Genomic DNA, 12,980 nt, shown 5'->3' with positions numbered 1-12,980 from the left:
TTTCTGGCAGTGCCTCCGGACATTACCCGCCGAGATTCCGACCTGTGGCTACTCGCCCCACGCCGCGCAAGTCCGGCCCGGACCAGAGGACAAGCACGATGGGGACACAAGTTGAGGCATCCACGATCAAGGCGGGTCAGCTCTTCTCGACGGCGGATTTCCATATTCCGGATTTCCAGCGAGACTACAGCTGGTCCAAGGATGTTGAGGTTTCTGAGTTCTGGAATGACCTGTCGAAGGGCATAGATTCGCCTCCTTATTTTCTGGGGCTGCTCATTATCACCGACGAAAACGACGTAAAAACGGTGGTTGACGGTCAGCAGAGAATCGCCACTCTCACGCTTCTAGCTAACTCGATCCGACGGGCGGCCCTTGCTCGAGGAAAATTGCTTGTAGCGGACAGCATGCGTGACGTCTTTCTCTATTCGATAAATTATGAAGAGGAGTCAAGATCCGCTCGAGTCGATTTCGCCTCACGTCGAGATCGCCGAACCCTCGACGCAATCCTCGACGACTCGGCCGAGGCCGGCGAGGGTTTCAATGAGACGCTGCTGCAAGCGCAGCGTTTTTTGGACCAGAAACTTGAAGCGGACCTTAAAAGCTCCGATGCGTCCGCGCGGCTGGGTAAATGGGCGCACTTCTTGTCCAACGGGATCACCTTTGCGTTGTTTGAGCATCCGGACCGTAACGCCGCTTACAAAGTATTCGAAGTTGTGAACATGCGCGGCAAGGACTTGACCCCTGCACAGCTCATCAAGAGCTACGTCATTGGTTCCGCCCTGCCGGAGAATCAAAACGACTCATACAGTCGTTGGATCGAACTGGAAGATCCGTTCGTAGATGTTGGCGCGGATGCACAGTTCACACAGTTCATCCGGAACATTGTCACGCTTCGACATGGCTACGTCGAGCCCCGTGACCTCTACCAAGCCATCGCTGATAACTATGTCGGCGATGACGGCGTGAAGACGCTCCTAAGTGAACTAGAAGAACAGATTGGCGTATACCTGCAGATGGTCGATCCGGCACTCGACCGGGAAGACACGACGCTAAAAACGTTCCTGATTCTGGATACCCTAGGTCTCCGAACTATCCGCCCGGTTTTTCTGGCGACTGCACATGCGCGAAATCCCGAAGCGGGATTCAAGGAACTCCTGCGAGTCATCGTGCCGCGCATCGTCACGGGAACCTTTGGCACTGGCAGTATCGAACGGCGTTTCTCCGAGGCGGCCAAGACCATTTTCACAACGCAGGACTGGTCTATAGGTGTAGAAGGCCTGCGGGACCTTGCTCCGACGCGACAAGAATTTCAGGAACGCGTTCAGTCTCGTCCTTTGAATAAGGGTGTACAGCTCGTTGTGCGTGCGTCAGCGCTCCAGCGCTCCTCAGTTCCGGCAATTTCGGGCTACGTCCACCAAGTCCGACAGAAGAACATCGAAGACTGGCCGGCTTTCAATGATGACGACTTCAAAGTCCTCGGATCCACGATCGGCAATTGCTTCATCTCGACTATTGATCGCAGACCACGCGGTTCAAATTCCCTTCAAGGGGTCATCGACAAGCTCCTTCCGACGGCAGTCGAGTTCGAGGATGAGTTAGTAAGGACTGCAAGTTCATGGTCGGCCGAGGACGTCCGAAACATGAATGAGCACCTGTCAACGCTTGCAGCTGAGGTTTGGTATGCCTGACGTGAGCCTTTCGCCCGGCCTGCAACTCATAATTGAATGTTTGTCGCAGAACATCGGTGAACTGGAGTGGCTTAAGCCGCTGAAAATGCATACGGAGAAGAAACTCCCGACCAATTGGGCGGCCATTGGATTCGATACCAATGCGCTGAAGCAGCTTCGGCGCTACCCGCCTGCGACTCGATCCTCTATATTGACCTATCTGCAAGGTGAATCAGTGCCCATCATCTTGCCGGCTCAGTCAGTTCAGGAGTATTGGAACAACCACGGGATATTCACTAAAGATGTTCTTGGGCTAGAGAACGAGACGAAAAGGCTTGCGAGCAAGTACGAGAAACTTCAGGGCGGCGCCAGCAGCAAGATACTGCTTGACCGAATCGCGGCACAGGTCTATACGCTTGCGGCGGATGTGGCCGATTCACAAAATCCGCATCTCTTGAAAGAATCCATTGACCTTTGGGATCTGCTTCTCGCCGACTCGACGACGGCCCATGTGCCGCGAGAACGGATTCTGAGAATCGGTGAGGCGCGTTTCGCGTCGGGAATAGCACCGGGTTTCGCGGATGAGTCCAAGAAGGCAAACAGGCTAGGTGATTTTTTCGTGTGGGCTGATTTCCTGATGGGGCTCCAGGCAATTGGTCTCGCCTCACCCAGCACCGAGGATTCCTCTATCGTCTTCGTCACCGACGATGGCAAAGAAGACTGGATTGCAAGCGGAGTACCTCATCCGACGCTTCTTGGCGAAATCTTCCACCTGACGGGGAAACCACTCGAGATCTTGACAATGGAGCAACTGAAGAAGATCGTGCAGGCTTAGCCTTCACAACCTCGTCCGCACCCCTTCTTGAGGATCACCGGTCGCCGCTTGGTCAACATGACTAATGCCCACAACTACCAAACCGCGATTGGCCGCACGACCGATATCCGCTGAATCAAACCAGTAATCCGCGTACCGAACGGTCTCCTCTTAGGTTCGTCACGCCCGCATCTCAAGGCATCCTCCTAAGTATCAAGGTCGGCCAGATGGGTCTTCGTGGCCCGTAGCACCTGCCCAGGGCACCTCTGTGTCCAAGGGCATCACCGCGAATTTATGCGCTGAAAATCACTCGGAGATCGTCCACACGCTCAATCAAAGGCCGGAATTATCACTTTGTGTGCCTATCGGAGGCCAGATTGTGACCGTTCGTCGCATGGCCGAATCAAACTGGCGGGCCATGAATGCACTTAGTCGGTCAACATCAGCTACGCTCCTCTCTCGCCGCAGCGCGCTCACCGGCTGGTGGCTAAGACTCTTGATGAATGCAACCGTTTGGGCTTTGGGTCGAAAGATTTCGACGGCGAGTTCTTCGATGGACGCCACCTCCCCCGGGTTCTGACTCGTGAGTGCAGTTCCAATGAATGAGAGCTTCTTGACCGCGTATCCGGTGTCAGTCACGGCCGCGCCGTCTTGTTCGAGATCCACGCGTCCGAGGTATTCGATGTCCACAATGGCTGCGACCTCGAACCTCAGTTCGAGCACTCGAGGTCCCTCCAACTCGCGTGCCTCCAGTGAGACCACACCCCAGCCTTCCGCGGCGGTCACGGTCATGCTGTCCGCGCTCGGTAGGTCGAACGCTGGAGGGAAGAGCTCCACCGAGGCTAGTAAACCGCCTTCGAATAGCAACGATTCGACTTTCGTGAGCAGTTCCTTGTCGAGGTCCGGTCTGAACGGCTCTCCGCGGTATTTCCCCGGCAGCGCTACCTGTGAGACGGATTTCGCAAGGGCAATCGTTCCCCCCTCGAGAAGCGACGCTACTTCCGCCGACAAAGTGTCACGGAGACGGCCGCTCGCGTCCATAAAGCCTTTATCTGCGGACACTAGAACAATGTCGTCCCTTGAGTGCTCGGCGGCGACCGCCAGTACGCTGTGCCAGTGCAGAGTATCTCGGTAGCCACCACCCTTCTCGTCGAAGGGTGGTGTGCGGTCAATCGCTCGTTGGGCTATGTCGTCATGTGACGGTGTCGGTGTCGCAAGTATCTCGAATCCCAACTCGACCACCCTTGAGTCGAGCCGAACGCCGTATGCGCTGGCATCGTCCGTGGTCAGCCGGGCTGCCTGCTCAATGAGCTTCTTGGCTTCCGAAGTGGCTCGCTTGGCGGACGCAGTAATTGATGACGCGACTTCGACTCTTAGTGCGACGTATCGCGCTTTTGCTTCCGCGAGCGCCACCCGTGGAATGAGCACCCGTGTAGTCCCGGCAATGACCGCAACGGAGAGCTGCTCCCAGTCGCTACTCCTGAGCCGCGCACCATGGACAATAGCGTTTGCATCGAGAACGACCACAAGCATTCCGAACCTCCAACACGCAATGGCGCTACGCGTACGCCAGGATTGAAGCCTATTCCAGAACGAACGGCCGTCATTTCACGACAGCATCCGGGCGCCAAGCTCGGCGCTAAACCCGAGACGCCGTTGCTTGCCCGACCTTTGTCTCCGATGGTGACGACGGCGAACCATACGGCCTGAATCAGAAGGAAGAGTTTGGGCCGTGGGGGTTCCAACCGTTCAGGAAAGGCCGAAGCTCATCCGGGGCCGGTTCTTTCTCCTCGGGCATACTGAGAGGCCCTCGCAACGGGTCCAGTTGGCCCAAGTGGCCCCTTGCCCACCCGAGCCATTCGGCGGCCCCCGAGCGGCTCTCGTTGTCTCCCATTGCCGCGACGGTGGCACTCATTTCGTCAATAAACTGCTCCATAGCATTGACGTTCTGCCACGCCTCGAACTGAGCCCCGAGCACAGTTCGTCTGTGATGCTCTCGGTAGTCGGCCCGCGCCTGTGCCATGGCGGATTCCCACCGCAGCTTCTTGGTGGCTGCCTCACGTTCCCCTTTCGCTTTGTCACGTTCAGCAGCCAGTGAGTAGATCTCAAAACAACGAAAGATCTCCGGTAACAGTTCCTCCAGTCGACTCGACTTCGAATCACGATATATATCGCCTTGGTACGCCGTGCGCCGGCCGTCAACGACGAGCTCAAGATTCCCGGTGGGGATGAACTCAAACCCTCGTTTCCTCTGCCACGTTGGCAAACGGTTTGCATGGTTCCAGTAGTCAGGAGCGATCCGGGATGCCCCCTTGCCCGGGATCTCGCGCACACGGATCGTGTAGACAGCTGCCGCGGCTTTGACCGCGAAAGGAATGCGCCCAACTTTTCGCCGCTCATATGGCAGGAGCGCCGCTGCTCCTGCTTCCGGGTCGAAAACAACGAGTCCTCTGAGCTCAGCCTCGGCTGTAATGGCCTGCAGCAGGTGCGCAGCACGCACTAGATGGTCTTTCGATACGTACTGCCATTCCCGATCCTTGAGGTAGTTCTGCACCAGGGGGTGGTACTTTCCCACCTTGTTGGGAACAGGAACTGGCCGCGGTAGCACTCGATCTGGAAGGTGTTCCGTTGAGTAGATATCAAGGTTCATGGAGCCGTAGTGGCCAACGAGCTTGCTTTCCAGTTTCTGCGCGAAGGGGCGAACTGACGAGTTCATGGACAGCCGAAGGAGCCTGTCGTAGTCCAGAGCGTCCGCGGATTTGTCGACCCTCATCGAACCGCCTGCAGCGAGCACGCGCTGCCAGAGCGCGTTAACGTCCGCAACTTCTTGCTGGGGCTCGGGCGCGGCCGGTGTGGCGAGGCGCTCCACGCCGAGCGCTGTGATCGCGGCTAACCAGGACTGTCCGCGCCCGGACACTGTGATCAGGCCCCTCCTGTGGAGGCCTCGCGCGACGATTCGGTGCGAGTACCCGTCGACGTAGACACCGTCGGGACAGCCGATGGAAATCCAAGTCAGAACCTCTACTTGGAGGTGATTCAATGCGCTCTCATCGCGACCCATTGGACCAGTCAACCGGGCCAACAGCGCAATTGAAAGAGCCGAAGCAACGGTCGCGAGGCGTCAGCGCTCCCCTGCTTCGCAAGATCCGCACTCATCCAGCGCGGCCGTCACGTCCGCCCAAGGCACTCGTTCCTGTTCGAACCGGACATGGCGGCCGTGCTTGCCGGCAACGAGCGATTGGTAGACGAGCTGTTCCGTATCGGTTAGGTTTTCCAATCGTGCGGCGGTCGGGACGTCCTCGGCAACCCAAGAAACCCGGTTGCGGAGCAACGTGCCCTCGTCCATGAGGATGGACGTGGCTGGCAGGTACGCGCGGAGCCGGTTCAGAATGGCGAAGCCATGCGTATCGATGTCACCCCAATAGAGGATCTGAGCTTCTTGCAGCCATGGGATCCGTGCGTATGCAGGGACGTCGAATCCTTTGCCTGCCAGCACGACCGTGCCCGGCCTGTCCGTAAACGCATGCCCGTTCTGCAGGTTCTCGCAGATGATAACTACTGTCGGCGTCAGCGGAAGTTTCGCGAGCTCCGTCGGCGGCGCGGTGAACAGGCCGAGACCGCCGATCTGGGCGCGGAGGGTGGCATCGAGGATGCGGGTGAACGTCATCTTCTCCATCGTGCTTATCGGAGCGAGGGGATCCGGGTTCAGTCGGGCCCCGAAGCCAGAGAGCTTTTCGACAAGCAGCCAGTGTCGTTGGACCCATTTGGTGTCCGCCCCCGGGATCGGGAGTTGACGAACCAGAAATCCTGAAGGGTCGTTGGTTTCAGCCCACCGAAGAGCGGAAAGCAATGTCGCCCAGTCACCGTCGGCGAGTGACATCATCTGCGTGAACACGCCGGCGGGCAGCACTCGGACGTCCGGCCAGCTGGCACGAAGCTCGGTGATGCGTCGGACCGATGCTGCCCAAGATCGCCGTTCCCCGGTGAACTCCGCAATGTCACCTGCCGTTTCAAACGTTAGGCGGTGCGGCACGTCCAAAACGCCGGAGTATGGCCATTTTCGGCGCACGGTTTCAACCCGACCCGGACCCGTGTACTCGCTCCATGCCCGGGCCCGGCCCAACGCCAGACCCGCGTCCGCAGCGATGCTGTTCGCGCTCAACTCCCGAATCGGAATCCGGACCGGGAACCCATCCGCCCTATTGCTCGCCTGCGCCCACTCCCTCATTTTGCGCTCGTATATCGTCCGCGCTTCCGTTAGAACCGCCGCGTACGCCTCCGCCGTCACTCGCGATCACCCCGATTGGCTTCGACTCGTTCCATCCGGATGGGCAGGAGACGGGAGAACTGGGTGTCGTCGGCGCGGTGGACAATCGTCGCACCGCCGACAAAGTGCTGGAATGTTGCGAGCATTTTGTTAGGGGTGGCGAGGATGAGCTGGAACCCGAAAGTTTTGAACACCTGCAGCGACTGCTCCGTGAATTGAGCGTCCGCTTTGGAGAACGCTTCATCAATGATTACGGGGGCGAACACCGGGATGTTGCCATAGCCATCTGTCAGCTGGTACCGGAGCGCCGCGGCGAGAGTGAATGTGACAAGTTTCACGCGTTGGCCGCCACTCCGGCCGTTGCCAGACGTATGCCGGTCGATGACCTCGTCTCCACGCAGCTCATCCGCGGCGAACACGACATGCTTCCGGACGTCGAGGACCTGCTGCTTCCACGTCAGATCTTTTGGATCATCACTGCCGAGCCGAGTGATGATGGCACTGAGCATGTCATACCGTTTCTCCGCCGTGTCCTCTGCGGGGAGGGCATTGGCCTGCGCGAAGTCTCGCAGTTCGCGTTTGAACGCCTGCAACTGTTGCTGTTGCGTGACGTCGGTAACCACGATTTCCAGATGCGTGCCGCGGTTGAACTCCGTGCTCGCCAGCGCGTCGTTGATCGGTTCGATGCGACGGTCTATAGCCCGGCGTTCTTCTTCCAGCTTTCGAGACAGATCGGTGAGATGCCGTGTCGGTCCGTCTTGCATGAGCTTCCGGAATGCGCCTTCAAAATCGGGGAGTCGGTCGCGTTCCAGTGTTTCAAGGATTTTACGGAACTCCGGCAACGCAGCGAACGTGTCATCGACGTCGGTTGACTGCTCCGGCCATTGCAGGATGAAGCTGGCGAAGATGAGTTTCAGGCTCGCGTGCGCAGCCTGGCTTTGAAGCTTCGCAGTATTTGCTTCCGCCACGATCTCGGTTCGCACAGATCCCGCAGCGTCGTTCAACGCGCTCACCGTGTGTGCGGGATTACCGGTGCTCAACCGGGCTTGGAGGGCTGTGTGCACGTCGTCGGAGACGGTGGGGAGGGCGGCCAAGGCCGCTCGTTCCGCCGCCAACCCGTCCGCGATATCACGATGGTTTTTGGTCGCCGCTCCGCGTTTTTCCACCGCGAGGTCGCGGATTGTGATTTCAGCGGCGCGGCTGTCCTTTGCGATGGCGAGATTCTCGGAAATGGTTCCGAGGGCTGGGTTGCCGCCGAGGATCGTGTCGAGCGTGCGCTGCTCACCTTCCAGACGCTGGATGGTGGCGTCGACATCGATGTCCTCCCATGCTTGACCGCGGATCCGCTGCAGAGCCTGTTCTCTGTCGCTGCGAGCTTGTTCCTTCTGCTCGACGGAGGTCCTTGCCTGCACAGCCGAGTTCATTGCCGTTCGTAATTCGGCGACGCTCTCCTCGAAGATGGCCGTTTTGGCGCCATTGTCGAACCCAAGCACCCATTTGCTTCGATCGTCGATGTCCCAACGGTCATCTTTGACGTGGCGGTCACGCCGCCCGCGTTCCAACCCGTTCCGGGTGACAGCTTGGATGTCCTTGTCGAGACCGGTGACGCTGTCCACGCACCGGTAGTCGAGTGTCTTGAACAACCGGTCAAGCACCCAACCGCGGAATTCCCCCGTTGTAACGTCCAGTTTGCCAATCAGGCTGTTCCCTGAGGGGCTGCGATCGGGTTCGGACACATCCGGGTTCACCGGGTAGAACACCACCCGTTTGCCGAGGTTGTTGTCATTGACGAACTTGGCGGCCGCGAGATAGTGCCCCCGGGGAACGAGGATTGACAAGGCGAAGCTGTGCATCACCCGTTCGATCGCGCCAGACCAGTCCTCCTCATCAGAGCGCACTTGCACCAGCTCGGCCACATAAGGGAATCGGGTTGCCGATGTTGCACAGGCGGCAGCTATCCGGTCGCGGACCTCCCCCTCCGTTGCAGGGACATTGGACGGACGCCGCCGCAATGCCTTGAGTTCCCGCTCCGCCTCATCGAACAAGGTCCGAGCTTTCGAGACCTGATCTTGAGCCGCGTACAGCACCTCTTGACGTTCCCTGAGGTCGCCCCCCATCTGTGCCAACTCCGTGGTCGCGTCACGGGCCAGCTGATGAAACTCTTCTGGGCTCGAGGGGATTGTGAAACCGGCACCTTTGATGTCCCGCGAGAACCGTGTCCGTTGGGTTTCACGCCTCCCGCGTTCGCCCTCCAGCGCTTCAATGCGGTCGCCAATTCTCTGAAGTTCGTTGCCACCGGCGTTTTCGTAGTCGCTGCGCAGCGCTTCGATCTCCCTGTCGCGGCCATCGATCCGGGCGTCGATGACGGTGATCTCGGATTCCGCGCGCGCCATAGAGTCTTCGGCGTCCCGCAGGTCCTGATCGAGAATAGTGACGGCGCGTACTCCGCGAACCCGAGCCACTCCAGCGAGCTCACGGTTGAGTCTCTCCTGGCTGTCGGTCGCGTTTTCGATTGCGGCCACATGCGAAACCAGCGGGTGAAGGAGGTCGCGTTGCTCCCTCGCGGTCTGCACGGCTTTGTGCGCGGCGCGGAGGTCCCCGAACTGGGCGACCGCACGATCTGCGTGCAGGAACGTTTCCGGCTCGTCCAGCATAAAGTCTTTCAGGAGACCGTCAAGGGTGTTCAACCCCTTCATGGCTTGGGTCTTCTGCAAGAGCTGCAGGGCTCGTTCGCTCTGAATGCCAAAGAGCCGCATGTAGCGTTCTTGGTACGGGCCGAAGTCAGTTCCAATGTGGGCGGGTTCGAACTTTCGTTTTAGGACACCCGAGTCGAGGCGGATCCGGACGATGTCCTCCAGCTCCTTCACGCTGAAGGGCCGTTCCAAGATCATCGCGACTTTGGTCAGCTGCTCCACGTTTGTGGTGCTTTCGGACGCGCGAAAGATTCTGACGAGGGTGATGACCCCTCGGTGCGGATGCGTGAATTCGAGAGCCAGAGCCGACCAAGTCGCACCGTTTCTCAGATACTGGACGGCGGCGTTGCCTTCCTCGTCGGGGCGTTGTGCATACGCCCCCCGAACGTAGGTGAGGAGGGTGCGGTCGCGACCCTTGGTGATCGCGTCACGGGCGGCCGCGTTGAAGTCAAGATCTTTCGGGGCGAACAGGACCGCAGACATTGCATCGAGGAGTGTGGACTTTCCTTTGCCGGACTCGCCCGTGATGAGGTGACCTTCAGGGGAGATCACGGCTTCCGAGAACCCCTTGAAGGTTCCCCAGTTGATGAGCTGAAACCGGCTCAGAGTGAATTGGGAGGGCCGGTTGTCGCTGGCGGCGAGGTCCGGGTCAAGGAGCGCAAGCAGGTCAGTCATCGGTTTCGTCCTCGTCAGTGTCAGAGTCAATGTTGGTGACCGCTCCACCGTCGGCGATAGTCCGGAGCGCGGCGAGCAACGCCTCGATGTCCTCGAGGGTGAAGAGGTTCCGCAGCAGCGGCATAATCGTGTACCGGTCTTCGGTGTCACGCACCTTCTTCAAGATTCCGAATTTGGCCATCTTGGTCACCGCATTGTCGACGCTGTTGCGGGTACCTGCAACATTCGTGTCGGAGAAACGACGAAATGCCAAGATTTCGTCTCTGATCTCGTCGAGGCTGACGACGGCGAACTCGCCGGTGCCGGTCACGGTGCCTAGCGTCCGTCGCAGACAGACGATGACCGCGGATTCGACAAGGGTCAGGGGTGCTCGACGCATCAAGACCGGGTACTGCTGCTCGGATCCGGCCTGCCGTGCGAAGGCGATCCGCGCGTCCCGGTCAATGATCAGGCTCAGGAACATCTCCGACAAGTGTTGGCGGACCGTATCCTCATTCCGGAGCAGCGCCTCATATGCGAGTTCGCTCTCCTCGCCGCTCAGCATCGGGCCCCTCACGAGCCGGACGATCGCAGTGCGCAAGTGCACACTGAACTCCCCGGTGTCCCCGGCAAAGAGCATGCCAGCTTGGGCGTCGTCCATCGCTTCGTAGTCGACAGCAGTGTCGTTCATGGCGTCTCCGGAGTGTAGAAAATGATCTTTGGGATGCGAATCGTATGTGTGTCCGACCACGGGATGATCTCGTCCGCCGCTTGACTCACCTGCGCGCTGCGGATGTCCCCGTCGGCTGCGCCCACCCCGATAAGGATCAGCCCGACCAGACCGGCGAGGCCTTGGACGAGTGGGTGTTTAAAGATGACGTCGGCGATGCTGGCCACGGTGCGACCCCGAAGCGTGTCCTCGATGTTGGCGCGGAGGGTATGAAAATCGATGTCTGTGAGGTCCACGAGCTCCAGAAGGTCTTCCCAGCCGCCAGCTTCGACCTCAGCGTCGTAGGAGATCAGGTCAGGCAAGGACGTGTCGACCTCTTTCAACTGCCACTGGCTTACTGAACTGACGCCACTCGTGGACAGTTTCAGTTCGAACGGGATGCGGGTCCGGCCCGACATCGTCTGGGCCAGTTGCCCGTAGACCTTATAGATGTCCTTGATCAGTAAGTCAACGCGGCGTTCGTGTCCGTATTGATTGTCTTCGACAAACGCGCGGAGCTTGGCGGCAAGGGTGTCAAAGACGGTGTGGACGTCACCGGCACGGCTACGCAGGTCCGGGAGCATGTCGCGCAGACCTTCTCGTTCCGCACGGCTCAGTGCCGCAGCGAACGGCCGTTCTAACAGCACGTCGATCGCTGACTCCACTTGCCGGACTCGTTCGGGGTCGGCCAGCACTTGATAGAAGGCTTTGAAACTGCGACCGAAGTCCGTAGTCTCCATTTGGTCAACTTGGCTCAACACGATTTCAAGGACATCGCCACGGCTCTCGTCCGATTCGACGGCTTGGCGCCTCAGGTCGTTGACAGCATTCCCAACGCTCCGACGGACACGCGCAAAATCCGCGGTGGACTGGCGGACTTGACCGAGAAGGTCGCGGACCGCTTCCAGCGCCCGCTCATCGTTCAAGACAACGGTTCGTCCTGCCCGGAGCTGTTCAATTTCGGCGTCGATGGCGTCGCGTTGAAATGTCAGTGCAGCAATGCGCGATTCAGGGTTCGGGTCGGTTGACACGGCGAGGTCCGAAAGCTGTTGCATGATCGAGGTCATCTGCGATTCCGTCGTCGACGACGCAGGGGTCACGATGGTCTCGGCGATGAGTAGTGCGGCATGCGCATCCGCCGAGACATCGTAGATTTCCTCCGTCCCGGTCTCGTTTGGTCGGCGTTCTAGCCAACCGGCACTCACCCAGTCCGTGCAGTACTTCTGCGCGGAGGCGCTCATGTCACGGATTCCGGCACGGGCCAGCGCCCGAAGATCATCGGCAACACGTTCATGGAGGCGGCCGGTTGGGATCTGAGTGGCTCCGGAATCGATGAAGTTCATCTTGAGGATCGCGAGGATCTCGGGCGCATTATGCGCGGCGAGCAAAGTCCACGACGATTCGCCGCGGGCACGGCTCAGTGCCTCCGTGCGGGCGAGGAGAGCGGAGTCCGTGCGTGTCATACTCGCAGGCTAACGGCTACTTCCGACATTGCTGGGCTGGCTCGGGCTGAAGACCGAAGTCGGTGCCTCCCGATACGGTCGGGACATGGCCAGCGCCTATCGGCCGGCGTCGACATCCAAGGAAGCCGCGGTCACAAACCTCCGCTGTTCGACCGCCGGTAGAGTCTCCGAGGGCGGAGCAGCCTCAATCGAAAGGAACATCCCATGCGATCAGGAAAACCAGCGCTTTGCAGTTAAATTTCGTCCAAGCAATGCTGCGGCCGGATCCTGTTCCGCATCTGCCCCGCGGCTTCGCCTCGACAGCTGCGGGGAAATTCCGATTCACTGAATGGTGGCTTAGCCGTATAGGGAGGGGGATCGAGCCGGCGGGCGGATCTTGAAAAGATAGCTACCGAGTGCAGACGAGGACTTCAAATGGGGAGAACGGGGACCGCTAGTCGCCAAGCAGCTGGGCGTGTCTGAAGCGCCTCGGGATAGCGGAAGGTGCTGGGCGCACCACCTATGCCATCGCCATTCCCCGGCGCAGGAAGCAGGGAAGCCAGGCTTGGACCACGTGCGGTAAGGGACAAAAGGTGCATTCCTGCACGGAGTCGCCAGCCCGCACGACCGCGCTAGCGTCACCTCGACCGGTCATGCGACCGGTGGCCGAATCGGAGGTACGCGAATGCCCGAACATATCCTGCCCGTGCCATACGTTCCGGACATCCGTGGGG

The 12,980-nt window shown here is 59.5% G+C and carries 8 protein-coding genes; 2 read left to right on the top strand and 6 right to left on the bottom strand.

Features of this window, described 5'->3' with window-relative positions; all coding sequences use genetic code 11:
• Window positions 1-44 precede the first annotated feature (44 nt).
• Both CXY77_RS09110 and CXY77_RS09105 read left to right on the top strand, forming a co-directional pair.
• The gene (locus CXY77_RS09110) at window positions 45-1,688 is read left to right on the top strand and encodes a DUF262 domain-containing protein (protein WP_140425506.1); all 1,644 of its coding nucleotides are present in this window, start codon (window positions 45-47) and stop codon (window positions 1,686-1,688) included.
• Window positions 1,681-2,502: a PIN-like domain-containing protein gene (locus CXY77_RS09105; RefSeq protein WP_104088731.1), complete on the top strand. Its 822-nt coding sequence runs from the start codon at window positions 1,681-1,683 to the stop codon at window positions 2,500-2,502. The genes CXY77_RS09110 and CXY77_RS09105 overlap by 8 nt, the downstream gene beginning before the upstream one ends.
• Before the next feature lie 312 nt (window positions 2,503-2,814).
• Here the strand turns inward: CXY77_RS09105 and CXY77_RS09100 are convergent, their stop codons facing one another.
• The 6 genes from CXY77_RS09100 to CXY77_RS09075 form a co-directional block, all read right to left on the bottom strand.
• Entirely contained in the window at window positions 2,815-4,014 is a 1,200-nt protein-coding gene (locus tag CXY77_RS09100; RefSeq protein WP_104088730.1) for a PIN domain-containing protein, read from the bottom strand.
• Window positions 4,015-4,192: 178 nt separating this feature from the next.
• Window positions 4,193-5,542, bottom strand: coding sequence for a hypothetical protein (locus CXY77_RS09095; RefSeq protein WP_104088728.1), 1,350 nt, complete (start codon window positions 5,540-5,542; stop codon window positions 4,193-4,195).
• Between the two features lie 60 nt (window positions 5,543-5,602).
• Complete coding sequence (locus CXY77_RS09090) at window positions 5,603-6,769, bottom strand: Wadjet anti-phage system protein JetD domain-containing protein (protein WP_104088727.1); 1,167 nt, start codon at window positions 6,767-6,769, stop codon at window positions 5,603-5,605.
• Window positions 6,766-10,116 carry an ATP-binding protein gene (locus CXY77_RS09085; protein ID WP_104129968.1) on the bottom strand — a complete coding sequence of 1,117 codons (3,351 nt, stop codon included), beginning with the start codon at window positions 10,114-10,116 and terminating at the stop codon, window positions 6,766-6,768. Before CXY77_RS09085 ends, CXY77_RS09090 begins: the two co-directional genes overlap by 4 nt.
• On the bottom strand, window positions 10,109-10,786 hold the full coding sequence (locus CXY77_RS09080) for a DUF4194 domain-containing protein (RefSeq protein ID WP_104088724.1): 678 nt from the start codon (window positions 10,784-10,786) through the stop codon (window positions 10,109-10,111). Before CXY77_RS09080 ends, CXY77_RS09085 begins: the two co-directional genes overlap by 8 nt.
• Window positions 10,783-12,267 (bottom strand): DUF3375 domain-containing protein, encoded by a 1,485-nt coding sequence (locus CXY77_RS09075; protein ID WP_104129967.1) that lies wholly within the window; start codon window positions 12,265-12,267, stop codon window positions 10,783-10,785. Before CXY77_RS09075 ends, CXY77_RS09080 begins: the two co-directional genes overlap by 4 nt.
• Window positions 12,268-12,980 lie beyond the last annotated feature (713 nt).

Source organism: Cryobacterium sp. N21 (assembly GCF_002929575.1).
Lineage (GTDB): Bacteria > Actinomycetota > Actinomycetes > Actinomycetales > Microbacteriaceae > Cryobacterium > Cryobacterium flavum.
This window is presented reverse-complemented; position numbering and strand designations above follow the sequence as displayed.

Bases quoted from the DNA above. Each gene is read 5' to 3' on its own strand.
- CXY77_RS09105 (WP_104088731.1), top strand. From the start codon at position 1,681: ATGCCTGACGTGAGCCTTTCGCCCGGCCTGCAACTCATAATTGAATGT.
- CXY77_RS09085 (WP_104129968.1), bottom strand. From the start codon at position 10,116: ATGACTGACCTGCTTGCGCTCCTTGACCCGGACCTCGCCGCCAGCGAC.
- CXY77_RS09075 (WP_104129967.1), bottom strand. From the start codon at position 12,267: ATGACACGCACGGACTCCGCTCTCCTCGCCCGCACGGAGGCACTGAGC.
- CXY77_RS09080 (WP_104088724.1), bottom strand. From the start codon at position 10,786: ATGAACGACACTGCTGTCGACTACGAAGCGATGGACGACGCCCAAGCT.
- CXY77_RS09095 (WP_104088728.1), bottom strand. From the start codon at position 5,542: ATGGGTCGCGATGAGAGCGCATTGAATCACCTCCAAGTAGAGGTTCTG.
- CXY77_RS09100 (WP_104088730.1), bottom strand. From the start codon at position 4,014: ATGCTTGTGGTCGTTCTCGATGCAAACGCTATTGTCCATGGTGCGCGG.